The sequence below is a fragment of the Mesorhizobium sp. B2-9-1 genome, from assembly GCF_006439455.1.
In the GTDB taxonomy this organism is placed as follows: domain Bacteria; phylum Pseudomonadota; class Alphaproteobacteria; order Rhizobiales; family Rhizobiaceae; genus Mesorhizobium.
In genome coordinates this window covers 160163-182770 of sequence record NZ_VFTP01000007.1, presented here as the reverse complement: position 1 = coordinate 182770, position 22608 = coordinate 160163, and the positions used below count along the sequence as shown (strand labels likewise).

Annotated in this window: 24 protein-coding genes and 1 pseudogene; 14 read left to right on the top strand and 11 right to left on the bottom strand. The window is 63.5% G+C overall.

Annotated elements, in window-relative coordinates:
• Positions 1-141: 141 nt before the first annotated feature.
• Genes FJW05_RS15775 through FJW05_RS15765 form a run of 3 tightly spaced genes read left to right on the top strand, consistent with a single transcriptional unit; the run spans position 142 to position 2825 of the window.
• Positions 142-1233: a fatty acid desaturase family protein gene (locus FJW05_RS15775; RefSeq protein ID WP_140633809.1), complete on the top strand. Its 1092-nt coding sequence runs from the start codon at positions 142-144 to the stop codon at positions 1231-1233.
• Positions 1234-1275: 42 nt separating this feature from the next.
• Positions 1276-1590: a MocE family 2Fe-2S type ferredoxin gene (locus FJW05_RS15770; protein WP_140633680.1), complete on the top strand. Its 315-nt coding sequence runs from the start codon at positions 1276-1278 to the stop codon at positions 1588-1590.
• 5 nt (positions 1591-1595) lie between these two features.
• Positions 1596-2825 carry an FAD-dependent oxidoreductase gene (locus tag FJW05_RS15765; RefSeq protein ID WP_140633677.1) on the top strand — a complete coding sequence of 410 codons (1230 nt, stop codon included), beginning with the start codon at positions 1596-1598 and terminating at the stop codon, positions 2823-2825.
• Between the two features lie 142 nt (positions 2826-2967).
• Here FJW05_RS15765 and FJW05_RS15760 read toward each other — a convergent pair whose 3' ends face one another.
• From FJW05_RS15760 to hslV, 6 genes are all read right to left on the bottom strand, one after another.
• Positions 2968-3264 carry a GIY-YIG nuclease family protein gene (locus tag FJW05_RS15760; RefSeq protein ID WP_140633674.1) on the bottom strand — a complete coding sequence of 99 codons (297 nt, stop codon included), beginning with the start codon at positions 3262-3264 and terminating at the stop codon, positions 2968-2970.
• A 172-nt stretch (positions 3265-3436) separates the two neighbouring features.
• Positions 3437-4396: a DUF1402 family protein gene (locus FJW05_RS15755; protein ID WP_140633671.1), complete on the bottom strand. Its 960-nt coding sequence runs from the start codon at positions 4394-4396 to the stop codon at positions 3437-3439.
• 540 nt (positions 4397-4936) lie between these two features.
• On the bottom strand, positions 4937-6247 hold the full coding sequence (hslU, locus tag FJW05_RS15750) for an ATP-dependent protease ATPase subunit HslU (protein WP_140633668.1): 1311 nt from the start codon (positions 6245-6247) through the stop codon (positions 4937-4939).
• Between the two features lie 4 nt (positions 6248-6251).
• Positions 6252-6851 carry a DUF2585 domain-containing protein gene (locus FJW05_RS15745; protein ID WP_140633665.1) on the bottom strand — a complete coding sequence of 200 codons (600 nt, stop codon included), beginning with the start codon at positions 6849-6851 and terminating at the stop codon, positions 6252-6254.
• 4 nt (positions 6852-6855) lie between these two features.
• A complete protein-coding gene (locus FJW05_RS15740; protein ID WP_140633662.1) occupies positions 6856-7380 on the bottom strand; it encodes a GNAT family N-acetyltransferase in 525 nt (174 codons plus the stop codon).
• A 66-nt stretch (positions 7381-7446) separates the two neighbouring features.
• A complete protein-coding gene (hslV, locus tag FJW05_RS15735) occupies positions 7447-7998 on the bottom strand; it encodes an ATP-dependent protease subunit HslV (RefSeq protein ID WP_140543275.1) in 552 nt (183 codons plus the stop codon).
• Between the two features lie 215 nt (positions 7999-8213).
• Here hslV and hisB point away from each other — a divergent pair, with 215 nt between their 5' ends.
• From hisB to FJW05_RS15680, 11 genes are all read left to right on the top strand, one after another.
• Positions 8214-8810 carry an imidazoleglycerol-phosphate dehydratase HisB gene (gene hisB, locus FJW05_RS15730; protein ID WP_140633659.1) on the top strand — a complete coding sequence of 199 codons (597 nt, stop codon included), beginning with the start codon at positions 8214-8216 and terminating at the stop codon, positions 8808-8810.
• Between the two features lie 4 nt (positions 8811-8814).
• Entirely contained in the window at positions 8815-9288 is a 474-nt protein-coding gene (locus FJW05_RS15725) for a DUF2628 domain-containing protein (RefSeq protein ID WP_140633656.1), read from the top strand.
• A gap of 1 nt (position 9289) precedes the next feature.
• Positions 9290-9940 carry an imidazole glycerol phosphate synthase subunit HisH gene (gene hisH / locus FJW05_RS15720; RefSeq protein WP_140633653.1) on the top strand — a complete coding sequence of 217 codons (651 nt, stop codon included), beginning with the start codon at positions 9290-9292 and terminating at the stop codon, positions 9938-9940.
• Positions 9941-9942: 2 nt separating this feature from the next.
• A complete protein-coding gene (locus FJW05_RS15715) occupies positions 9943-10233 on the top strand; it encodes a DUF1330 domain-containing protein (protein ID WP_140633650.1) in 291 nt (96 codons plus the stop codon).
• Positions 10234-10236: 3 nt separating this feature from the next.
• Positions 10237-10983, top strand: a complete 747-nt coding sequence (gene hisA, locus FJW05_RS15710; protein WP_140543270.1) for a 1-(5-phosphoribosyl)-5-[(5-phosphoribosylamino)methylideneamino]imidazole-4-carboxamide isomerase — start codon at positions 10237-10239, stop codon at positions 10981-10983.
• On the top strand, positions 10980-11819 hold the full coding sequence (locus tag FJW05_RS15705) for an arginase family protein (protein ID WP_140633647.1): 840 nt from the start codon (positions 10980-10982) through the stop codon (positions 11817-11819). Before hisA ends, FJW05_RS15705 begins: the two co-directional genes overlap by 4 nt.
• Positions 11819-12610 carry an imidazole glycerol phosphate synthase subunit HisF gene (gene hisF / locus FJW05_RS15700; protein WP_140633644.1) on the top strand — a complete coding sequence of 264 codons (792 nt, stop codon included), beginning with the start codon at positions 11819-11821 and terminating at the stop codon, positions 12608-12610. The genes FJW05_RS15705 and hisF overlap by 1 nt, the downstream gene beginning before the upstream one ends.
• 9 nt (positions 12611-12619) lie before the next feature.
• Complete coding sequence (locus tag FJW05_RS15695) at positions 12620-12943, top strand: phosphoribosyl-ATP diphosphatase (RefSeq protein ID WP_140633641.1); 324 nt, start codon at positions 12620-12622, stop codon at positions 12941-12943.
• 72 nt (positions 12944-13015) lie between these two features.
• The gene (coaA, locus tag FJW05_RS15690; protein ID WP_140543266.1) at positions 13016-13975 is read left to right on the top strand and encodes a type I pantothenate kinase; all 960 of its coding nucleotides are present in this window, start codon (positions 13016-13018) and stop codon (positions 13973-13975) included.
• Between the two features lie 246 nt (positions 13976-14221).
• Positions 14222-15772: a hypothetical protein gene (locus FJW05_RS15685; RefSeq protein WP_140633638.1), complete on the top strand. Its 1551-nt coding sequence runs from the start codon at positions 14222-14224 to the stop codon at positions 15770-15772.
• Positions 15773-16085: 313 nt separating this feature from the next.
• A complete protein-coding gene (locus FJW05_RS15680; RefSeq protein ID WP_140633635.1) occupies positions 16086-17501 on the top strand; it encodes a hypothetical protein in 1416 nt (471 codons plus the stop codon).
• Positions 17502-17751: 250 nt separating this feature from the next.
• Here FJW05_RS15680 and FJW05_RS15675 read toward each other — a convergent pair whose 3' ends face one another.
• The 5 genes and pseudogenes from FJW05_RS15675 to FJW05_RS15655 form a co-directional block, all read right to left on the bottom strand.
• On the bottom strand, positions 17752-18909 hold the full coding sequence (locus FJW05_RS15675) for a glycosyltransferase family 87 protein (protein ID WP_246673452.1): 1158 nt from the start codon (positions 18907-18909) through the stop codon (positions 17752-17754).
• A gap of 131 nt (positions 18910-19040) precedes the next feature.
• Positions 19041-19658 (bottom strand): alpha-ketoglutarate-dependent dioxygenase AlkB, encoded by a 618-nt coding sequence (locus FJW05_RS15670; RefSeq protein WP_140633632.1) that lies wholly within the window; start codon positions 19656-19658, stop codon positions 19041-19043.
• 104 nt (positions 19659-19762) lie between these two features.
• Positions 19763-20204 (bottom strand): annotated as a pseudogene (gene lysM / locus FJW05_RS15665) (peptidoglycan-binding protein LysM).
• A 115-nt stretch (positions 20205-20319) separates the two neighbouring features.
• Positions 20320-20757 carry an alternative ribosome rescue aminoacyl-tRNA hydrolase ArfB gene (gene arfB, locus FJW05_RS15660; protein ID WP_140633630.1) on the bottom strand — a complete coding sequence of 146 codons (438 nt, stop codon included), beginning with the start codon at positions 20755-20757 and terminating at the stop codon, positions 20320-20322.
• A gap of 82 nt (positions 20758-20839) precedes the next feature.
• Positions 20840-22450 carry a phosphoenolpyruvate carboxykinase gene (locus FJW05_RS15655; RefSeq protein WP_140633627.1) on the bottom strand — a complete coding sequence of 537 codons (1611 nt, stop codon included), beginning with the start codon at positions 22448-22450 and terminating at the stop codon, positions 20840-20842.
• Positions 22451-22608: the final 158 nt, after the last annotated feature.

Here is a 22608-nt window from a genome sequence, read left to right as displayed (position 1 = left end):
ATAGGAAATGATAGAAACTATCTTCCTGACGTTGAGGCTATCATGAGCCGGCGGTATGGTGAAGTGGAAGCCGGCCATGAACGGGCCCAGACCTGCTAAATCCGTTCGCCAGGCGCTGTTGGAGGAACCTCAATGACGGCCATGACGTCGGCGTCGCCACGCGACTACAGCCTGACCGGCCGCGACGCCCAGCTCGCGGTCGAGAACGGGCTGGCGGCGGCCGAGTGGTACCATACCGAGATCCCGCGCAAGCAGATGAAGGAGCTGATGCAGCGCTCCGACCAGCCGGCGATCCGCGACACCATCATCTGGCTCGGCGCGCTGATCCTCAGCGGTGCGGGCGGCGCCTGGTTCTGGGGTAGCTGGTGGTGCGTGCCGTTCTTCTTCGTCTATGGCACGCTCTATGGCTCCTCGACCGATTCCCGTTGGCACGAATGCGGCCATGGCACGGCCTTCCGCACCCAATGGATGAACGACGCCGTCTACCAGCTCGCCTGCTTCATGATCATGCGCAATCCGGTGACATGGCGCTGGAGCCATACACGCCACCACACCGACACCATCATCGTCGGGCGCGATCCCGAGATCGCCGTCATGCGGCCGCCGGACCTGCTGCGCGTCGTGTTGAACTTTTTCGGCATTCTCGATGCCTGGCATGCGATGACCGACATGGTGCGCAATGCTGTCGGCCTCATCAGCGCGGCGGAAAAGACCTTCATCCCCGAACAGGAACAGCCGAAGGCCATCCGCGTCGCCCGCATATGGCTCGCCATCTACATCGCGACGATCGCCTTGGCGCTCTATCTGCATTCCTGGCTGCCGCTGATGCTGATCGGCCTGCCCCGCCTCTACGGCGCCTGGCATCACGTCATGACCGGACTGCTGCAGCATGGCGGGCTGGCCGAGAACGTCATCGATCACCGGCTGAACAGCCGCACCGTCTACATGAACCCGGTCAGCCGCTTCATCTACTGGAACATGAACTACCATGTGGAGCATCACATGTTCCCGATGGTGCCTTATCACGCGCTGCCGAAGCTGCATGAGATGATCAAACATGACCTGCCGGCGCCGACGCCGTCGATCCTGGCCGGCTATCGCGAGATGATCCCGGCCTTCCTGCGCCAGCTGCGCAACGAGGATTATTTCCTCAAGCGCGCGCTGCCGCCGACGGCGAGGCCCTACCGGGAAGAGCTGCACAACGACAATCCGGTGGCGGCCGCGGCCGAATGATCTGCCGAAGAGCTTAACCAACCGATTTTCGCGGAGGACGAGATGAGCGACTGGGTCGAGGCCTGCGCGGCCGGAGACATCGATGAGGAGGACGTGATGCGGTTCGACCATGCAGGCCGCACCTTCGCCATCTACCGCAGCCCGGACGACGAATATTTCGCGACCGACGGGCTGTGCACGCATGAAAAGGTGCATTTGGCCGACGGGCTGGTGATGGACGACATCATCGAATGCCCGAAGCACAATGGCCGCTTCAACTACAAGACCGGCGATGCAAGAGGCGCGCCGGTCTGCGTCAGCCTCAGGACCTATCCGGTCAAGGTCAACGCCGGCAAAGTTCTTGTTCAGGTCGGGTGACGCTGATGACGGGAGGAATGGTGGTCATCGGAGCCGGCGAATGCGGCGGGCGCGCCGCGCTCGCCTTGCGCGATCTCGGCTTCGAAGGGCCGGTCACGCTGGTCGGCGACGAGCCGCATCTGCCCTATGAGCGGCCGCCGCTGTCGAAGGAAGCGATGACCGGCGAGGCGCCGGCCATCAAGGCGATCGCCACCGACGCGCTGTTCGCCGAGCGCGCGATCCGCCACATCCATTCCGTCCGGGCCGTCGCGATCGATCGTGCCGCGCATGTCGTGCAACTGTCGGACGGATCCTCCCTGCCATATGAAAAGCTTTTGCTGGCGACCGGATCCGTGCCGCGCAAGCTGCCGATGCCGGGTCTCGGCGGCCGTTGCGTCTATCTCAGGACGTTCAACGACGCTTTGGCCATTCGCGCTCATCTCAGCGCCGGCAACCGCGTCGCCATTATCGGCGGCGGCTTCATTGGCCTCGAGCTTGCCGCTGCGGCGCGCAAGCCAGGCGCCGCCGTCACCGTCATCGAGGCGCAGCCGCGCATCCTGATGCGCGGCGTGCCGGCCGAAATCGCCGAGATCATCCACAAGGCGCATGAGGCCGAGGGCGTTGCGATCCGCACCGGCCAGGGGATTGCGGCGATTGACGACGACGGCAAGGAGGTCGGCATCACGCTGGCCGACGGGCAGAGGGTCGTCGCCGATCTCGCGGTGATCGGCATCGGCGCCGTGCCGGTGACCGCGCTTGCCGCCGAGGCGGGGCTGGCCATCGACAACGGCATCGCGGTCGACGAGCAATTGCGCACCGCCGACCCGGATATCTTCGCCGCGGGCGATTGCTGCTCGTTCCCGCTCGCCGTCTATGGCGGCCGGCGCGTGCGCCTCGAAGCCTGGCGCAACGCGCAGGAACAGGGCGCCTTAGCCGCGAAGAACATACTGGGCGGCGAAGAGGTGCATGCCGCCGTGCCGTGGTTCTGGTCGGATCAGTACGGGCTGACCCTGCAGATCGCCGGGCTGTCGGACGAGGGCCGTTCGATCGTGCGGCGCGATCTCGACGACGGCGCCTTCATCCTGTTCCACCTGGCCGAGGACGGAAGGCTGGTCGCCGCCAGCGGCATCGGCCCCGGCAATGCGGTGGCGCGCGACATCCGGCTGGCGGAAATGCTGATCGCCAAGCGGGCGAGCCCGGCGCCGGAAGCGCTCGGCTCGCAAGCGGTCAAGCTGAAGTCGCTGCTGGCAGCTTGAGCTGTCGCGCCAATTGCTGATCGCGGCGCTGCCCCTCATCTGCCTGCCGGCGTATCCTTCGTCATTCTAGGGCGGAGCAAGGAGCGAAGCGACGCGCGCAGACCCTAGAATCCATGCCGTGACGGTTGAGAGCCGCCACGGTTTAGAACGCCCACCAGCCAATTCCACGAAAGAGCTCGAACCATTCAGGATTGCTCTTCTCGATCAGCTCGACCTTCCATCGTCGTGGCCAGCGCTTCAATGACGTCTCACGCTGAATGGCATCGGCGATATCGAAATACTCCTCGTACCAGACCAGACGCTGCACACCGTAGCGGCTGGTGAAGCTGGAGCCTTGGCCAGTCTTGTGCTCCGGCATCCGGCGAGCAAGGTCGTTGGTGACACCGATATAGATCGTGCCGCCTTTCTGGCTTGCGGTCATGTAGACATAGCCGGTCATGGAGCGATCTTAGCTGGCGCAGCCATTAGCGGCTATTCTGGACCATTGGCATTCTACGACCGATGTCACGGCATGGATTCTAGGGTCTGCGCGCGTCGCTTCGCTCCTTGCTCCGCCCTAGAATGACGAAGGGATGGGTCGCGGGCCTTGAGGGGCAGCGCGAACGTGACGCCTAAAACAGTGCCTTCAGCTCATCCAGCTTGTCGTTGACCAACCAGCCGTAATAATTTTCTTCGGGCAGCTTTTCCGGCTCGCCGGCGGCGCGGCGCTTTTCGTTCTCGGCCTTCAGCGCATAAGCGCGCTCTTCGGGGTTGCCGACATTGTAGAGCGTGGCGGTGAGGCCCGGATTTTTCGAGATGTCGAAGCCGGCGATGCCGCGGTAGGCGTCGATGGACTTCCTGATGGTCGCGGCGACGTAAGGCAGCGTCAGGTCCGGGTCCATGATGGTCTTGTAGACCGCGTTGGGATCGCCGACGTCGAGCCTGGGCAGGCCCGAGACCTTGTGCACGAGGTCGCTCATCTGCAGCGCGGTCAGCGGGTTCAGCTGGCCGAGGCCGAAGGTCTGGCCGGCATAATAGGGCTGGAAGAAGGTGGCGCCGAAACGGTCGTTGGGGAAGTCCTCGCCGCCGACGCTCTTGCCGCGGAAGGCGCGGTTCCACACCTGCTCGCGGCATTCCCAAAGGTCGTAGCTGTCGTCCATGCCGGCGCATTTCTCGAATTCCGGCCGCTGGATGAAATCCGAGACGTCCTCGCCGTGATAGGCGAAGGAGAGCTTGCTCGACAAATAGGAGATCGCCTTGACGTAGTAGGTCTGCAGGCGGTCGTAAGCGTCGACATTGTAGGTATGCTCGCCGACGATAGCGCCGACGATATGCATGGGATCGATGCCGTAGGCCGCTGCCGCCTTCCTGATCTTGCCGCGCAGCTCGGCATCGTTCTGCAAGAGCGCGTAGACCTTGCGGTACTTGGCCTGGAAGGTGGTGTTGGTGGCCTGGGTGCGCCGGCTGGAGGCGCCTGGAATATCCGGCTGCGCGCTGTTGCGGTTGCCTGGGGGCACGATGGTCGCGGCATCGGCGGTTGCCACCGCCGCCGCCAGGGCCATGCCGAGAAAAAGCAGGATAAGTTTCTTCATACGCCGCCGCCTTCGAATGCGCGGCAAACTAGGTAAAGCGCATGGCAGAGTCGAGAGAAGGCTTCGAGCTGTCAGCGAAAATGGTGGCCAGATGCTTCCATTTGGCCACACTTTGGATTGGAAGGGCGTTTTCAGGCGGGCCGGAAGCCGGGGCACCGGAGGGCCGTTTCGGGTCGGCTACGAGAGCCGGCCCGAACTAGTGGCACAACACAGGGATTTGACCGGTCGGCTCTGTTGCATTGGCAGGTGGCACGCGTTGGAGATTGGCCGAAACGCCCATCGCGATCGTCATTCCAGGGCGGAGCAGGAGCGAAGCTCCGTCGCGAAGACCCTGGAATCCATGCCGTTACCTTCGCCAAGGCGTGCAACGGAGCAGAATTCTGCACCGTGGCGACGCTTCCAAGTCGCGGCATTGATTCCAGGGTCTGCGCCGCGTCGCTTCGCTCCTTGCTCCGCCATAGAATGACGACGTTGGGGCGGCTTCAACCAATCCCCGGCGTTTGCGCTGATGTTCACTCCCTGTGTAGGGGAACTAGGAACTCAGAGGATGAACCGCGACAGGTCGGTGTTTCTAGACAGGTCGCCGACATGCTTCTCGACATAGGCGGCGTCGATGGTGACGGCCGTGCCGTGGCGGTCGGGTGCGTCGTAGGAAATCTCGTCCAGCACGCGCTCCATCACCGTCTGCAGGCGCCGGGCGCCGATGTTCTCGACGCTGGCGTTGAGGTCGACGGCGATGCCGGCGAGCGAATCGATGGCGTCGTCGGTGAAGGTCAGCTCGACGCCTTCGGTCTTCATCAGCGCGATATACTGCTTGATGAGGCTAGCCTCGGTCTCGGTGAGGATGCGGATGAAATCCGCCTTCTCCAGCGCGCGCAGCTCGACACGGATCGGCAGGCGGCCCTGCAGCTCGGGCAGCAGGTCGGACGGCTTGGAGACATGGAAGGCGCCCGAAGCGATGAACAATATATGGTCGGTCTTGATCGGCCCATATTTGGTCGCGACCGTGGTGCCTTCGACCAGCGGCAGCAGGTCGCGCTGCACGCCTTCACGCGACGGACCGCCCGAAATGTCGCTCCTGGCCGCGATCTTGTCGATCTCGTCGAGGAAGACGATGCCGTCATTCTCGGCCGATTCCAGCGCCCTGCGCACCACCTCGTCCTGATCGAGCAGCTTGTCGGACTCGTCGTTGACCAGCAGCGCATAGGAATCGCGCACCGTGGTCTTGCGGGTCTTGGTCCTGCGGCCGCCCATCGCCTTCGACAGCATGTCGTTGATGTTGAGCACGCCGACATTGGCGCCCGGCATGCCGGGAATCTCGAAGCCGGGCATGCCGCCGGTGCCGGTGTCGGCCACCTCGATCTCGATCTCCTTGTCGTCGAGCTCGCCGTCGCGCAGCTTCTTGCGGAAGGAGTCGCGGGTCGCCGGGCTCGCCGTCTTGCCGACGAGGGCTTCCAGCACGCGTTCCTCGGCGTTGATCTGGGCGCGCGCGGCGACGTCCTCGCGCATCTTCTCGCGCGCCAGGCCGATGGCGACCTCGACGAGGTCGCGCACGATCTGCTCGACATCGCGTCCGACATAGCCGACCTCGGTGAACTTGGTCGCCTCGACCTTGACGAAGGGCGCGCCGGCGAGCCGCGCCAGACGCCGCGAGATCTCGGTCTTGCCGACGCCGGTCGGGCCGATCATCAGGATGTTCTTCGGCATCACCTCTTCGCGCATCTGGCCTTCCAGTTGCTGGCGGCGCCAGCGGTTGCGCAAGGCAATGGCCACGGCGCGCTTGGCGTCCTTCTGGCCGATGATGAAGCGGTCGAGTTCCGAAACGATTTCGCGGGGAGAGAAGGTGCTCATTTACTCAAATTCCACTTTGCCACTGTTTGATGGACTCGAACGGATGCAGCAGCATGATCACGTTGAGCGTCAGATTGTCCCGGATGATGTAGCCCGTGCCGAGCTCGAAGATGAGCGCCAGGGCCACGATCACCCATATAGGTAGCTTTCGCGCCATCACAAATCCCAGCGCCATGAACAGCGTGTCGGACACCGAGTTGATGATCGAGTCGCCGTAATAGTTGAGCGAGATGGTGCCGGCGCGATAGCGGTCAATGATGAAGGGGCTGTTTTCGAGGATCTCCCAGCCGCCTTCGATGAGTACGACGAAGGCGAGCCTTAAGCCCACCGGCGAGCGCGGGAACAGCGCCCAGGCCAGCGCATAGAACAGGAAGCCGTGGATGATGTGCGAGAAGGTGTACCAGTCGGCGATGTGCTGAGAATTCTCCGAACTGTTGACCACGCCGTGCCAGAGCTTGACGTAGCCGCAGGTGCAGATCGGCGGGTGGCCCATGGCGTACAAGGCGCCTGCCTGGAAGATGATCAAAGCCAGCACGAGCAGCAGCCCCATGCGCCAGCTGTCTTCATAGGCCGAAAGCGTCTTGTCCCCTCCGGATGCGGTCATTCAATCAGTCCCCCAGATGTTCATCGTCGTCGGCCGCATCGACGGCCATCAGCACGACATCCCCATATTGCGAATGCCTGCGCCCGATCGCCCTGAAGCCGGCCTTCTCATAGGCGCGGATGGCGCGGCCATTGTCGGGATGCGGATCGATGATGACGCGCGGCGCGCCTTCCTCCAAAAGCTCCTCGACGAACTGGCGCACGATGGCCGAGCCATGGCCGACCCCGACCAGTTCCGGCGGGCCGATCGTGAGATCGATACCCACCGTGCCGAAGGGCTGGTCGGCATAGGGATGGTCGTCCTCCATATGCGGATCATAGCTCTGCAGATAGGCGATCGGCCTGCCGTCGAGCTCGACGACCAGCGGTTCCACCGAAACCGAATCGATATGCTCGCGGATCTCGGCGATCTCCTTGTCCGGAGCGTCCCACCATTGGGCGGCATGCGGCTCGCGCAGCCAACCGGCGATCATCGGCAGGTCCTTTTCCGTGACCGGCCGAAAATCATATGTATCTGCTGGTTCGACCATGATCTTGTCCGAAAACCGGCGGCCACCTTTCGCTTTCGCGGTCCTTCGGTTCGGGGTCATGGTCGTTCAGGCGGCATCAAGCGTTTCGACGACGAAATTGTTGTTGGTGTAGACGCAGATGTCGGACGCGATCTGCATGGCCTTGCGGGCGATCTGCTCGGCATCCTTGTCGGTGTCGATCAGCGCACGGGCCGCGGCCAGCGCGTAATTGCCGCCCGAGCCGATGGCCATGACGCCATGTTCGGGCTCCAGCACGTCGCCATTGCCGGTCAGCGCCAGCGAGACCGACTTGTCGGCGACCAGCATCATGGCTTCCAGCCGACGTAGATAGCGGTCGGTGCGCCAGTCCTTGGCGAGTTCGACGCAGGCGCGCGTCAGCTGGTCCGGATATTGTTCGAGCTTGGCTTCGAGCCGCTCGAGCAGGGTGAAGGCGTCGGCGGTAGCGCCGGCGAAGCCGGCAATGACGCTGCCGTCCTTGCCGATCCGGCGGACCTTTCGGGCGTTGCCCTTCATGATCGTCTGGCCGAGGCTGACCTGGCCGTCGCCGGCGATCACGACCTTGTTGCCCTTGCGCACGCTGATGATGGTCGTGGCGTGCATGGTGAGTTCATTCGACATTTGAGCTCCGATGCGCGCTATCCCTTGAAAAGGCGATTGGCGCGGTACGAGTGAGTTTGATCGGTCATATGTATGCATAGGGCCAACGATTGCAAACCACCTCAGGCCCAGCCGATAGCGGCTGGAATGGCAACTGGCAATCGCCGGATCATGCTGATAGAAGGCTTTCGTTTTCAAGCCCTGGCGCCTCCAAGCAGGGCAACAAGGACAAAGCGATGACGCGTTCGGCCGAAGTCAGCCGCAAGACCAAGGAAACCGAGATTTCGGTCTCCGTCGACGTCGACGGCAAGGGAGAATCCGACATTTCGACCGGCGTCGGCTTCTTCGACCATATGCTCGACCAGCTGTCGCGGCATTCGCTGATCGACATGACGGTCAAGGCCAAGGGCGACCTGCATATCGACGATCACCACACGGTCGAGGACACCGGCATTGCGATCGGCCAGGCGCTGAGCGAGGCGCTGGGCGAACGGCGCGGCATCATGCGCTATGCCTCGATCGACATTGCCATGGACGAGACGCTGACCAGGGCGGCGATCGACGTGTCCGGCCGACCCTTCCTGGTCTGGAATGTGGGCTTTTCGTCGCCGAAGATCGGCACGTTCGACACCGAGCTGGTGCGGGAATTCTTCCAGGCGCTGGCGCAGAATGCCGGCATCACGCTGCATGTGACCAACCATTACGGCGCCAACAACCATCACATCGCCGAAACCTGCTTCAAGGCGGTGGCGCGGGCGTTGCGCGCAGCGCTTGAGCCCGATCCGCGCCAGCCCGACGCGGTTCCCTCCACCAAGGGGTCCCTGAAAGGATAGCCCTATGGCGATCTATGTCGTGATGGCGCCGCCGGCCGGCAACAAAGCCGAGGACGCAATTTTCGTGCGCGACAGCTTCACCTGGCTGGGTTTCCTGGTCGCGCCGCTCTGGCTTGCCTGGCACCGGATGTGGATCGAGGCGACCCTGACCTTCATCGTCATGGCGATCCTGTCGGGGGCTGGCGAAAGGCTCGGGCTCAAAGGAGCCGGATCGCTGCTGTCGCTGCTGGTCTCGCTCTATGTCGGCTTTGAAGGCCAGGGCCTGCGCATCGCCTCGCTGCGGCGGCGCGGCTGGCGCGAATGGGGCGTGATCGAGGCCGGCAATCTCGCCGATGCCGAGATGCGCCATGCGCTGGAAACCGGCGCGGAGAGCGAGGAGCAGTCAGCCCTGCCGCGCATCGTGCCGGACGCATCGCAGGCACGTCCGCCGCAGACAGGCATGGCGCTCGGCCTGACCCATACACCTGGAAGGCCCTGACATGCGGGTGGCAATCATCGATTACGGCTCGGGCAATCTGCGCTCGGCCACCAAGGCCTTCGAGCGCGCCGCGCATGAGGCGGGCCTTGCCGCGACGATCGAGCTGACGGCCGACGCCGAGCGCGTGCGTTCCGCCGACCGCATCGTGCTGCCGGGCGTCGGCGCCTATGCCGACTGCGCCGCCGGCCTGCATGCGGTGTCGGGCATGTGGGAGGCGGTGGAAGAGGTCGCGATCGTCAAGGGGCGGCCGTTTCTCGGTATCTGCGTCGGCATGCAGCTGATGTCGGAGCGCGGGCTGGAGAAGACCGTCACCAAAGGCTTTGGCTGGATCGCTGGCGACGTCAAGGAGATCACGCCGTCCGATCCGGCGCTGAAAATCCCGCAGATCGGCTGGAACACGATCGAACTCCAACGCAAGCACCCGCTGTTTTCCGGTATCGAGACCGGCCCGAAGGGGCTGCACGCCTATTTCGTCCATTCCTATCATCTGGACGCGAAGAACCCGGTCGAGATCGTGGCGACGACTGGTTATGGCGGCGCGGTGACGGCGGCCGTCGCCCGCGACAACCTCGCCGGCACGCAGTTCCATCCCGAGAAGAGCCAGGCGCTCGGCCTGGCCTTGATCACGAATTTCCTGAAGTGGAGGCCCTGACAATGAGCAAGAAGGGCTATTGGATGGCGATGATCGATGTCCGCGATCCGGACGTCTACAGGCGATATATCGAAGCGAACGCTGTCGCCTTCGCGAAATACGGCGCAAAGTTCCCGGTCCGCGCGGGACGCTACGAGAGCCCGGAAGGAGCGACCGGCAACCGTCACGTGCTGGTCGAGTTCGAGTCCTACGACAAGGCGATCGAATGCTATCATTCACCTGAATATCAGCATGCCTCGAAGTTCCGGCTCGCCTCTTCGACCGGCCATTTCGTCATTGTCGAGGGCGCCTGACCGATGATCCTGTTTCCGGCAATAGATCTGAAGGACGGCCAATGCGTGCGCCTGAAGCACGGCGACATGGCCACGGCCACCATTTATAACGACGATCCAGCGGCGCAGGCGAAAGCCTTCGAGGAGCAGGGCTTCGAGTGGCTGCATGTCGTCGACCTCAACGGCGCCTTCAAGGGCCAGAGCGTCAATTCGGCGGCGGTCGGCGCCATTCTGAAGGCGACGAAGAACCCGGTGCAGCTCGGCGGCGGCATCCGCACCTTGCCGCAGATCGAGGATTGGCTGGATCGCGGCCTGACGCGCGTTATCCTCGGCACCGTGGCGGTGCGCGAACCCGACCTGGTCAAGGAGGCCTGCAAGGCTTTTCCCGGGAAAATAGCGGTCGGCATCGATGCCAAGGGCGGCAAGGTCGCGGTCGAAGGCTGGGCCGAGGCCTCCGAGCTCGGCGTCATCGAGCTGGCGAAGAAATTCGAGGGCGCGGGCGTGGCCGCCATCATCTACACCGACATCGACCGCGACGGTGTGCTGACCGGCATCAACTGGGATTCGACCATCGACCTCGCCGAGGCCGTGTCCATTCCGGTGATCGCCTCCGGCGGCCTCGCCTCGATCGCCGACATCGTGCGCATGACCATGCCCGACGCGCAAAAACTCGAAGGCGCGATCTCCGGCCGCGCCCTATATGACGGCCGTATTGACCCGGCCGAGGCGCTGGCGATCCTGCGCGGCGAGCGGGCGGAGGCAAGAGCGTGAACATTTCGATCATCCTGGCGTCCTATGACAGCGGCCATTTCCACGGCGGCTGCGGCCAGGGCCCGGACGCGCTGATTTCGGGCGGGCTGGCCGAGGCGCTGAAGCTCGCCGGCCACGATGTCGAGGTGAGCGACATCGGCAAGGTGGTCGAGGACGAAGCCGAGCGCGAGATCGGTACCGGATTTGCCGTCTGCAACGCCGTTTCAGGCGAAGTCCGCATGGCGCTGGACAGGAAGCGGTTTCCGATCGTGCTGGCCGGCAACTGCCTGACCGCCGCCGGCGCCGTGGCCGGTGCCGGTGCCGACGCCATCATCTGGGCCGACCAGCATGGCGACCTCAACACGCCGGAAACCACCACAACGGGCTTTCTCGACGGCATGGCGCTGGCCACCGTGCTGGGCCTGTGCTGGCGATCGATAGCGGCGCAGATCCCGGGCTTCAAGCCGGTCGATCCGTCGCGCTGCGTTCTGGTCAATGCGCGCGACCTCGACAGCGCGGAAGAGGAACTGCTGGAAAAGCTGCCGATCATCCGGACCGAATGCCCGGACTGGAAGAGCGCCGCGCAAAGACTGAAGGCCGACGGCGCACGCCAGGTTCACATGCATGTCGACCTCGACGTGCATGACCCCGAGAAGCTGCAGGCCAATCGCTACACCACGCCCGGCGGTCCGGCGCCCGAGCAGCTGCGCACCGCCATGTGCGGTCTCGCCGGGCCGCTCGCCATCGCCGGGCTCACCATTTCCGCCTACGACCCGGCCTTCGATCCCAAGGGCGACGTGCCGCCGCTGGTCGGCGCGCTGGTGGTCGACCTGCTCTCGACGCTGGAGCGCAAGTGATGCTCAAGGCCCGCGTCATCCCCTGCCTCGACGTAAAAAACGGCCGCGTGGTCAAGGGCGTCAATTTCGTCGACCTCGTCGATGCCGGCGACCCGGTCGAGGCCGCCAAGGCTTATGACGCCGCTGGCGCCGACGAGCTCTGCTTCCTCGACATCACCGCATCGTCCGACAATCGCGAGACGATCTTCGACGTGGTTGCCCGAACGGCCGAGCAGTGCTTCATGCCGCTCACCGTCGGCGGTGGCGTGCGCCAGGTGGCCGACATCCGCAAGCTGCTCCTAGCCGGCGCCGACAAGGTGTCGATCAACACGGCGGCGGTGAAGAACCCGGATTTCGTCGCGGAAGCCGCCGATAAATTCGGCAATCAGTGCATCGTCGTGGCGATCGACGCCAAGAAGGTATCGGCGCAAGGCGACACCGGCCGCTGGGAGATCTTCACCCATGGCGGACGCGAGAAGACCGGCATCGACGCGGTCGAATTCGCGCAGCGCATGGTCGAGCGCGGCGCCGGCGAGATCCTTTTGACCTCGATGGACCGCGACGGCACCAAGGCCGGCTACGACATCGCGCTCACCCGGGCGATTGCCGACGCGGTGCGTGTGCCGGTGATCGCTTCCGGCGGCGTCGGAACGCTCGATCACCTGGTCGAGGGTATCCGCGACGGCCATGCGGGCGCGGTGCTCGCCGCCTCGATCTTCCATTTCGGCACCTACACCATCGCCGAAGCCAAGACGCATATGGCCAAAGCCGGCCTGCCGATGCGGCTGGACTCGGCCGCCCATCGGACTTAAACCGCTGCTATGGCTCAATTTTCACTCGCCGAGCTGGAAACGATCATCCATCAGCGCGCCCATTCCGGCGACGCCGACTCATGGACGGCGAAGCTGTTCGCCAAAGGCATCGACAAGGCGGCGCAGAAGCTCGGCGAGGAAGCCGTCGAGACGGTGATTGCCGCCGTCAAGGGAGACAAGAAAGCCGTCGTTTCGGAAAGCGCGGATCTTATATATCATTGGCTGGTCGTCCTTGGCATCGCGGGCATTCGGCTTGACGAGGTGCTGAAGGAGCTTGAGGGCCGAACCGGCCGCTCGGGTACCGCCGAAAAGGCATCCCGGCCCCAGGGCTGATCGAAAGAGAGAGCATGATGTCACCCGGCTTCGCACTTTTCGGCGGCACGCTCTAGGAGGGCAGGAAACCTGATGGACCAGCTGGCTCCGACCGAGAAGTATTCCCCTTATCGATTCTTCTCCGCCGAGCAATGGTCGCAATTCCGCGCCGACACGCCGCTGACGTTGACCGGGGACGAGATCGACCGGCTGCGCTCGCTCAACGACCCGGTCGACCTCGAAGAGGTCAAGCGCATCTACCTCTCGCTGTCCCGGCTGCTTTCGGCCCATGTCGAGGCAAGTCAGTTGCTGTTCCGGCAGCGCCAGGCCTTTTTCAACGCGCAGGACGTCGTCAAGACACCCTTCATCATCGGCATTGCCGGCTCGGTCGCGGTCGGCAAGTCGACCACGGCGCGCGTGCTGAAGGAACTTCTGGCGCGCTGGCCGTCGAGCCCGAAGGTCGACCTCATCACCACCGACGGCTTCCTGTTGCCCAACGAGATCCTGCGCCGCGAAAACCTCATGGAGCGCAAGGGGTTCCCCGAGAGCTACGACGTCGGCGCGCTGCTCAGATTCCTGTCCGGCATCAAGTCGGCGCAAAGCAGCGTCAGCGCGCCGGTCTATTCGCACCTGACCTACGACGTGATTCCCGGCGAGTTCGTCACCATCGACCGGCCGGACATACTGATCTTCGAAGGCATCAACGTCCTGCAGCCGGGCAAGCTGCCGAAGGACGGCAAGATCGTGCCGTTCCTGTCCGACTTCTTCGATTTCGCCATCTATATCGATGCCGACGAGAAGCTGATCCATCAATGGTACATCCAGCGTTTCATGCGGCTGCGCGAAACCGCCTTCCGCAACCCGGACTCCTTCTTCCACCGCTATTCGCAGCTCTCCGAGGATGCCGCGCGGGCCATCGCCGAGGGGCTGTGGGCCAACATCAACCTGAAGAACCTGCGCGAGAACATCCTGCCGACCAGGGCGCGGGCCGACCTCATCCTGCGCAAGGGCACCAACCACCTGGTCGAGGAAGTGGCGTTAAGGAAATTGTGACCCCTTAACGGCGCCTTAGGCAATCCCGACTAGCGTCGCCAGCCAAACTCCAGCGGGTGTCGGGAGGGAACCGGTGATCGATGCGGGCAATGCCGCGGGACGCGAGGTCCCGGTCTATTCACTGGTCATTCCGGACTTCAATGAAGAGGCCTTGCCGCCCCTGCTCGTGGCGTTGTGCAAGCCTGTCCTCGTGGGAGGCGTTCCCATCAACGCCAACGGCCCCCTCTGCCCCGAAGGACGGAGCCGATGACCGCCGTCCTCGACAGCCCGACGGCAGACGCGCCGATCAGCGACGCGCGCAACACGCGGACATGGACCGTGGTTTTTTGCCTTCTGGTGCTGGCGGCCGCCGTTCCCTGGCAGATGCGATGGGGCGTCATATCCGACACGAGCTGGGTGATCACCGTGTGCGAACGGATGCTTGCCGGATCACGGCTCTATGTCGATATTTTCGAAGTCAATCCGCCTTTCACGCTTTGGATGTTCATGCCGGCCGTGGCGCTCGCGCATAAGATCGGCATCTCGCCTGAAATCGCGGTTCATGCCTACAGCTATGCGATCTGCCTGGCGGGATTGGGCCTTGCCGCATGGATCGCCAGGCGGGCGGGTTTTGTCGAGAACCGCACCCTGTTTTCACTGCTGCCTCTTTTTCTGGCGCTGCTGGTCATCTTCCCCGGCAATGCCTTCAGCGAGCGGGAGCATCTCGGGATCGCGCTGTTTTTGCCGTTGCTCATGCTGACGGCCTGGCGCGCGGCGCCAATCGACGATCGAATGCCCAGCCTGCCGGTGGCCCTCCTTGCCGGATTGAGCGGCAGCATCCTGGTGCTGGTGAAGCCCTATTATGCCCTGGTCGTGCTCGTTCCGGCGCTCTACGCGGCCTGGAACCGCCGGTCGATCCGAACGCTTTTCGCCGTCGAGTACTGGACGATCGGCCTGATTTGCGTCGCCTATATCGTCGCCGTGCAGTATTTCCATCCGGAATTCCTAAGCGTCATCTACCCGGTGCTGGCCGACACCTACATGCGGATCCAGAATATGGAGGCGTTGCTGACGACCTATGGGCCGATCTACCTGATCGCGCTGCTGGCGCTGCGCTTTCTTCGCCCAGGATTGCCGTTGTCGCCGCTGATCATCGTGTTCACGCTTGCTTCGCTGGCTGCAACCGTGCCGCTGATCTACCAGGCCAAGGGCTGGGCCTATCACGCGTTTCCGGCCTTCAGCCTGATTCTGGCGGCGCTCCTGTTGAGGATGGCGCAAGCTGGCCCATCGACATACGAGTCGTCGGGCACGGCAACGGACCTGAGGCACAAGACGCTGCTGGCTGCCATCATTGCCGCCGCCGCCATCCCGTTCATGCAGACACAGAAGCTCAGTGCAGAGTTTGTCGCCAAGCTTAAGGCCGCGGCTCCTCAGCCGACCGTCGCGCTAGTCGGCGCCGACATCTCGGGGGGCCATCCGCTTACCCGGATGCTCGGCGGGACATGGATTTCACGCCATTGCAACGACTGGCTGGGTGAACAGGCGCTTTATCTTTCGGGCATCGCAAGCCGGGACGGCGACCAGGAGGCGGCATCCCACTACCGGCAGATCGCCGATCGCTACATCGAGAGCAAGATCGCCGAACTCGAGAACCAGAAGCCTGCCATGATAATCGTCGAGAAAATCGACAGGGACTGGAATGCGGAGCTTGCCCGGTGGCAGGACTACGTCAATTTCCTGCGAGGCTACCGGCAGATTGCCGAGAATGACGAACTTCAAGTGCTGCTGCGCAATGCAGGAACTGCCCAGGCAGAGTGATCCGCAGCCGTCCTTTTCGGGAGAGGTCGCGAGGAAAATTTTGAGCGGTGTCTGCCGGTTAAAGCGCGCTTAACTGCCGGTCCGTTAGAAACTAAGCCACAAACGCTGTACTGCTATTGAGGCTCCCGGCATGGATGCGCCATTGGTTGCTTCAGGCGAGCAGGCCGATCTGCGGCCCCGTCAGGCCGGAACTGCATTTCGTCTTGGCCTGCCGGCCGCCGCAACATTGTTGATCGCGCTCTATGCGATTGTCGTCTCGCGCGTCTTGCCGGGCAATGTCGACGTGTCGTGGCTGCTGACCGTCGGCGACCGCGTGCTGAGCGGCGAACGCCTATATGTCGACGTCGCCGAGGCCAATCCGCCCTTTTCCACCTGGCTCTATCTGCCATTCCTGATTCTTGAGCGGTTGACCGGGCTTTCGGCGGAGCTCTGGGTGGGGCTCGGCATGGTAGTGCTGGCAATCGGTTCGGTCTGGCTTTCAGCTCGAATCCTTGTACGTGCCGACCAAACGCTGACGCGATTCGTCTGGGCAGTTCCGGTTTTGGTGTTTCTTCTGCTTGCGCTGTCGCCGGCGGATTTCGGCCAGCGCGAACAAATCGCAGTCATCTGCCTTTTGCCTTGGCTGGCGCTGCTTGCGGCACGCGACCGGACAGCGGATTTCCGCGCCGGCAGCACGGCCGAGCGGCTTGCCGCAGGGCTTGGCGCCGCGATTTTCGTCATGATCAAACCGCCCTTCAGCGTGCTGGCGCTGGCTTGCCCGGTGCTGATCCTTGCCGCGCAGCGACGCTCGGCGCGGCCTCTGCTGACGACCGAGAATGTCTTCGGCGCTGTTTTGACCGTCGCCTATCTGGTCGTGCTTGTGATTTTCATGCAGCCCTTCTTCAGCGATGTCCTGCCTTTGCTGCGTGAGGTCTATTTGCCGATGCGCTTGCCGGTCGTCGACGTGTTGATGCTCTTGCCGGTGAAGATTTTCGTGGCCATGGCTGCGGCAACGTTGGCTATGGCCTACCCTGACCGGCCCCATCGCGATGCGAAGATTCTGCTGCTGGCAGGTGTTGGCTATGTCCCTGGGTTTGTCGTCTTGGGCAAAGGCTGGACCTATCAGGCGATGCCGTTCCTGACGCTCGGCATGTTGGCGTTTGTGCTCCAGTTCATCCGGTTGCGGCCACAGCGCGACCTGCCTGCGATGGCAAAGGCGGGTGTAGGGCTGGGTCTGCTTTTGTTCGTAACGACCGTCGCGCCACGGCAAGGCCTGGCATTCGTCGAACCGCGTGGCGATCTCGACGCGGCGACGGCCGCCATCAACCGGATCGCCGATCACCCGACCTTTATATCGATCGGCTCGGGGCTGCAGATCGGCAATCCGCTCGTCCGAATGACCGGCGCTCGCATGGTTGGGCGCCACCCGTCCGGCTGGATGGTCAATGATGCCCTAGTCCTAATCGAGTCCGGGCCGGATGCCGCGACCCGGCTTCGGCTCGAAGCCTTGCGGGCGGAATACACGCAGGCGATCGCCAGTGAGTTGACCACGAAACGGCCCGATATCGTTGCCGATGACGGAACCGCAGGACCGGACGTACCTATAAAGCTCCATCTGACGCAGCCGCACGCAACGGCGCCGTTGCGTGACAGCCCCTTGATCGCAAAGGCTTTGCGGGACTATCGTCTGCTCTATCAGAACGCCTCGGTAACCCTGTTCATCCGCAGCGATATCGCCGAAAACAATTAGGGCGGCACTGGTTAATCGAGATCAATTGGCGCTTGTCGGCGTCGCGCTTTTCCTGCCGCTGATGTCATAGATGGCGTGGTGCGCGCGGGGCGAGGTACGGGTGCTGCATCGCAACGCCGGAATTAGTCAGGCACGAGGACCCGCGACCGCCTCAAATCATATGGCCGCCATTCTTCATATTTCCTGCGGCGAACGGAGGGCTGCGGCGAAGCCGCCGAGCCTATCGCTGCGCACGGATCCTGGAATTGCTTCAGGCTAGGGACGGTTCTCCCGAGAGTTGAGTCTTCCGGCCTCTCGTCCGGATCGAATGCAGCATCCACGCGGCAAGAAAAAGCGGGATCAGGACAGCGACGCAATATCCGCCCCAAGTGAAAAAATGCGCGACGAAAGGCCCGAGCCAGCAAATCGCCAGGATCAGCCGAGGCGGCCTGGAAACCATCGCGGCGAGCATCGCCACCGCTACGGCCACACTGATCGTGTCGTAGGTGTAGCCATAGGGCGTGGCCAGGATTGCGAGGACAGCGGTAAGCACCACGCGTTCCTGATGGGAGACCACGCGGCCCGGCCGCCAGAGCCAGATCGCCGCGGCGATGGAAGCGATGGTTGCGACCGCCTGCACGCCATAGGCGGAGGTCACCCCGGCGCCGAAAGCTCTCGCCGTGAAGAACACCGTTATTGCGTTGTACTGATAGGGCTGCGGATAAGGCGCCTCCATGATCGCCGTCATCAAGGGGCGGGTTTCGGTCAGGAATAGGCGCCAGACATCGAAGCCAAAGAACAGGCCGGTGGCGAGGGCGATCACGACGCTGGTGCCGATGGCCGCGAGAATGGCGCGCCAGTTGCCGCTGGCTAGCAGGCAGAAGGGCACGAGAATGCCGAGATGCGGTTTGATCGTCAGCAGGCCGAACAGGATTCCGGCCAGCAGCGGACGCCTGGGCGCCACGGCAAGGCCTCCGATCAACAGCGCGGTGGTCAGCGCGCCGTTCTGGCCGAACACCGAGTTCCAGATGACGGCGGGGCTCAAGACAATCGCCAGTTCCAGGGCCGCTCCGAGCTTCAGCGGCCGGATCGCCAGCCACAGGCACAGCACGGTCCCGAACGTCCAGATCAGATAGGCGGGCAGAATCGGCAAGGTGGCAAGCGGAACGCCGAGCAGGAGGATGTTCGGCGGATAGCTCCATTCCTGATTTGGAAGGTCGGGTGAGAACATCGCGCGCAGCGCCGCGCGGTAGGCCTCCACGTCGAAGAGAACGGCAACGTGGCCCTCGATGGCCATGCGCGAGCCTGCCCAGAGGTTGGTGAAGTCCCAGTAGGGGAGCCTGTGCGACAGCGTGGAAAAGCCTCTGCTGTCCAAGGTCCACAGAAAGCTCAGGTAGAACCAAGTCATCCATGCGGCGATGATCGACACGACCGTGACGATGGCCACGTCCAAAAGGCTTCTGGTTCTGATCCAATCAGGTTGCATCGCGATCTCGGTTTCGCAACCGCGGTTGTAGCCCGGGTATGCTTAAGATCGCGTTGCCCCGACGCCAGGCATGCTCAGCCTGGCACCGTCACCCGCCGCAACGTCAGATTGATGCGGCCGCCATTCTTCAGCAGCGCCGATGTCGCCGGATAGATGCGGTCGACGCCGTGGAAGGCGAGGCGTCCTTCGCCGCCAAGCACGACGACGTCGCCGCTCTTCAGCCTGAACGACTTGGTGCCGCCTTCGCGCCTGTCCTGGCCGACCCGGAACAGGCAGTCGTCGCCCAGCGAAACCGATACCACGGGCGCGGCGAAATCCTGTTCGTCGCGGTCCTGATGCAGGCCCATTTTGGCATCCGCCGAATAGAAGTTGACCAGGCATGCCTCGGGCGGATGCGGATAGGCCGAGACCTCGCGCCATAATTCCAGCAGGGTTTCCGGGATCGGCGGCCAGGGCTCGCCGGTCACCGGATGCGTCGGCTGATAGCGATAGCCGCGCTCCTTGTCGGTCACCCAGCCAAGCGCGCCGCAATTGGTCATGCGCACGCTCATCTCCTTGCCGGTGCGCGGCATGGCCGGCACGTAAAGGGGTGCGGCCTGCACGACGCGCCTGATCTCCTCGACCAGCGCTTCCTGAGCAGGGCGCGCGAGGTAGCCCGGCATATGGCGGACGCCTTTGGGCAGAACGAGCATGGATCGATCCGGTTACCGATGCGGCTGACTGGCCGAGCATGCCACCGGCAAAAGAAAACGGCGACCCGAAAGCCGCCGTTTCCAGATTCCCGTGATATGGCCGGTCAAGCCTGGTCGATATCCGGTATGCGCAGCACCTGGCCGGGATAGATCTTGTCGGGATGCGCCAGCATCGGCTTGTTGGCCTCGAAGATGATGTTGTTCTTCGCGCCCTTCCCCTTGCCGTAGGATTTCTCGGCGATCTTCCAGAGGTTGTCTCCCTTCTGGACGGTATAGAGCGTCGGTTCCTTGGCCGGCGCCGCCGTGCCGGCCTCGGGCGCGACCCTTCAGCTCGTCGGCTTGCACCTTGGAAACGCCCAGCGTGTTGCCGACGGCGATCACCGCCTTTTCGAAGACCGACTGATCGTTGACCGTACCCTTCAACACCGCAGTGTCGCCCTGGACGGTCACCTGGACGCCGTCCGTGCCCAGCTTGTGCGAGTCGAGTTCCTTCTTCGTTGTTGCAGCAATCGGAGCCTGCCATCTGCAACCCTGAATTGGAAGCAGCTAATCCAACCGTGCTTAGAGCGCTTCACCGTTTCACGGAAACGGCGAACCGCTCTGTCTCTTGTTTTGACGCAATTCCGGACGGAAAACCGCTCTCACTTTTCGTGGAATTGCTCTAATCGTTCTCGACTCGGCCGCGCAGCTTCTTCACCGTCGACCGGCCTGCCTTGCTCTTCAGGCGGCGCTCGACGGCGCCTTTGGACGGCCTGGTCTTCTTGCGCGGCGGCGGCGGCGGCTCGGCCGCCTTAGCGATCAGCGCGGTTAGCCGCGCCCGCGCGTCGGCGCGGTTCTGCTCCTGGGTGCGGAAGCGGCCTGCCTCGATGACGATGACGCCGTCCTTGGTGGCGCGCTGGCCGGCCAGCTTGATGGCGCGCTCGCGCACGCGCTCGGACAGGCCGGATGCGTTCGCCGCGTCGAAGCGCAGCTGCACGGCGGTCGCCACCTTGTTGACGTTCTGGCCGCCCGGACCGGACGAGCGGATGAAGTCCTCATGCAGGTCGCCAGGACGGATGACCGCTTCGCCGGAGATGATGATATCGTCGTCGCTCGCCATGCACGCACTCATGACGCGACGGCGGCAAAAAGAAAAGGCCCGGCGCGAGCCAGGCCCTGGAGGAAGACATTGGCAGTGACTGCTATTCAGCCGCTTCCTGCATCCGCGGCGCCGCGCCGAGGATGGTCGCGTCGACATGGCGTTCGAACTTCTCGAAATTGACGGCGAACATGTTGACCAGCTTCGCGGCCTGGCGGTCGTAACCGGCCTTGTCCGCCCAGGTCGAGCGCGGGTCGAGAATGGCGCCGTCGACACCGGGGACCGCCACCGGCACCTCGAAGCCGAAATTGGCGTCGGTGCGGAACTCGGCCGACTTCAACGAACCGTCGAGCGCTGCGCCCAGCAAGGCGCGCGTCACCTTGATCGGCATGCGGCGCCCGGTGCCGTAGGCGCCGCCGGTCCAGCCGGTGTTGACCAGCCAGCAGTCGACGCCGTGGCCGGCGATCAGCTCGCGCAGCAGATTGCCGTATTCGGACGGATGGCGCGGCATGAACGGGGCGCCGAAGCAGGTCGAGAACGTCGCCTCCGGCTCGGTGACGCCTTTTTCCGTGCCGGCAACCTTGGCGGTATAGCCCGACAGGAAATGGTACATCGCCTGCGCCGGCGTCAGCCTGGCGATCGGCGGCATGACGCCGAAGGCGTCCGCGGTCAGCATGATGATGTTCTTCGGATGCCCGGCGCGGCCGGTCTTCGAGGCATTGGGGATGAAATCCAGCGGATAGGCGCAGCGCGTGTTCTCGGTCAGGCTGCCATCGTTGAAATCCGGAACGCGGCCGGCGTCGAGCACCACGTTCTCCAGCACCGTGCCGAAGCGCTGCGTGGTGGCGAAGATCTCCGGTTCGGCCTCCGCCGACAGCCTGATCGTCTTGGCGTAGCAGCCGCCCTCGAAATTGAAGATGCCGTGCGGGCCCCAGCCATGCTCGTCGTCGCCGATCAGCGTGCGCGACGGGTCGGCCGACAGCGTCGTCTTGCCGGTGCCGGACAGGCCGAAGAAGACGGCCGCGTCGCCGTCCGCACCTTCATTGGCGGAACAGTGCATCGGCATCACGCCCTTTGACGGCAGCAGATAGTTCAGCATGGTGAAAACCGACTTCTTCATCTCGCCGGCATAGGAGGTGCCGCCGATCAGAACGATCTTGCGGGTGAGGTCGACCGCGATCACCGTTTCGGTGCGGGTGCCGTGACGCGCCGGATCGGCGCGGAAGGAGGGCAGGTCGATGATCGTAAGCTGTGGCACGAAATGCTCGATCTCCGCGGCTTCGGGACGGATCAAAAGATTGCGGATGAACAGCGAGTGCCAGGCGAATTCGGTGACGACCCGGGTCGGCAGCTTCAGATTGGCGTCGGCGCCGCCGACGAGGTCCTGCACGTAGAGGTCCTTGCCGGTTGCATGTGCCTTGAAATCCGCCAGCAGCGCTTCGAACTCACCCGGCGAGATCGCCTTGTTGTTGTCCCACCAGACCTGGCCGCCGGTCGCCTCGTCGCGCACGACGAATTTATCCTTCGGCGAACGCCCGGTGTGCTGGCCGGTCTCGGCGACCAGCGCGCCCTGCGCGGTCAACCTCGCCTCGCCGCGCCGGATCGCTTCCTCGTAGAGTTCGGCCGCGCCAAAATTATAGCGCACGATGCCCATTGTCTTCAGGCCGATCGCGTCGATGGCGCAGTCGGGGTTGCGTTTGCCGGCTTCCGACATCAAATTTCCTCTCTGGATTTGGCCGCATCTGACCGGTTACTTCCCGGAGCCCGCGCTGGGGCCGTCAGGTTCAGAACCAGAAAAGCCGAATGATATCAAATCATTAATCGATTTAAAAAATTTGAAAGTTGTTTAAATCGTTTATATATGCAAAAAAC

Coding starts and splice junctions, on each gene's coding strand:
- FJW05_RS15655 (WP_140633627.1), bottom strand. CDS start 22,450: ATGTCGGAAGCCGGCAAACGCAACCCCGACTGCGCCATCGACGCGATC.
- FJW05_RS15715 (WP_140633650.1), top strand. CDS start 9,943: ATGAGCAAGAAGGGCTATTGGATGGCGATGATCGATGTCCGCGATCCG.
- hslV (WP_140543275.1), bottom strand. CDS start 7,998: ATGTCGAATGAACTCACCATGCACGCCACGACCATCATCAGCGTGCGC.
- FJW05_RS15775 (WP_140633809.1), top strand. CDS start 142: ATGACGTCGGCGTCGCCACGCGACTACAGCCTGACCGGCCGCGACGCC.
- hisF (WP_140633644.1), top strand. CDS start 11,819: ATGCTCAAGGCCCGCGTCATCCCCTGCCTCGACGTAAAAAACGGCCGC.
- hslU (WP_140633668.1), bottom strand. CDS start 6,247: ATGAGCACCTTCTCTCCCCGCGAAATCGTTTCGGAACTCGACCGCTTC.
- FJW05_RS15740 (WP_140633662.1), bottom strand. CDS start 7,380: ATGGTCGAACCAGCAGATACATATGATTTTCGGCCGGTCACGGAAAAG.
- hisB (WP_140633659.1), top strand. CDS start 8,214: ATGACGCGTTCGGCCGAAGTCAGCCGCAAGACCAAGGAAACCGAGATT.
- FJW05_RS15745 (WP_140633665.1), bottom strand. CDS start 6,851: ATGACCGCATCCGGAGGGGACAAGACGCTTTCGGCCTATGAAGACAGC.
- hisH (WP_140633653.1), top strand. CDS start 9,290: ATGCGGGTGGCAATCATCGATTACGGCTCGGGCAATCTGCGCTCGGCC.
- FJW05_RS15685 (WP_140633638.1), top strand. CDS start 14,222: ATGACCGCCGTCCTCGACAGCCCGACGGCAGACGCGCCGATCAGCGAC.
- FJW05_RS15770 (WP_140633680.1), top strand. CDS start 1,276: ATGAGCGACTGGGTCGAGGCCTGCGCGGCCGGAGACATCGATGAGGAG.
- FJW05_RS15670 (WP_140633632.1), bottom strand. CDS start 19,658: ATGCTCGTTCTGCCCAAAGGCGTCCGCCATATGCCGGGCTACCTCGCG.
- FJW05_RS15755 (WP_140633671.1), bottom strand. CDS start 4,396: ATGAAGAAACTTATCCTGCTTTTTCTCGGCATGGCCCTGGCGGCGGCG.
- FJW05_RS15695 (WP_140633641.1), top strand. CDS start 12,620: ATGGCTCAATTTTCACTCGCCGAGCTGGAAACGATCATCCATCAGCGC.
- hisA (WP_140543270.1), top strand. CDS start 10,237: ATGATCCTGTTTCCGGCAATAGATCTGAAGGACGGCCAATGCGTGCGC.
- FJW05_RS15760 (WP_140633674.1), bottom strand. CDS start 3,264: ATGACCGGCTATGTCTACATGACCGCAAGCCAGAAAGGCGGCACGATC.
- FJW05_RS15765 (WP_140633677.1), top strand. CDS start 1,596: ATGACGGGAGGAATGGTGGTCATCGGAGCCGGCGAATGCGGCGGGCGC.
- coaA (WP_140543266.1), top strand. CDS start 13,016: ATGGACCAGCTGGCTCCGACCGAGAAGTATTCCCCTTATCGATTCTTC.
- FJW05_RS15725 (WP_140633656.1), top strand. CDS start 8,815: ATGGCGATCTATGTCGTGATGGCGCCGCCGGCCGGCAACAAAGCCGAG.
- arfB (WP_140633630.1), bottom strand. CDS start 20,757: ATGGCGAGCGACGACGATATCATCATCTCCGGCGAAGCGGTCATCCGT.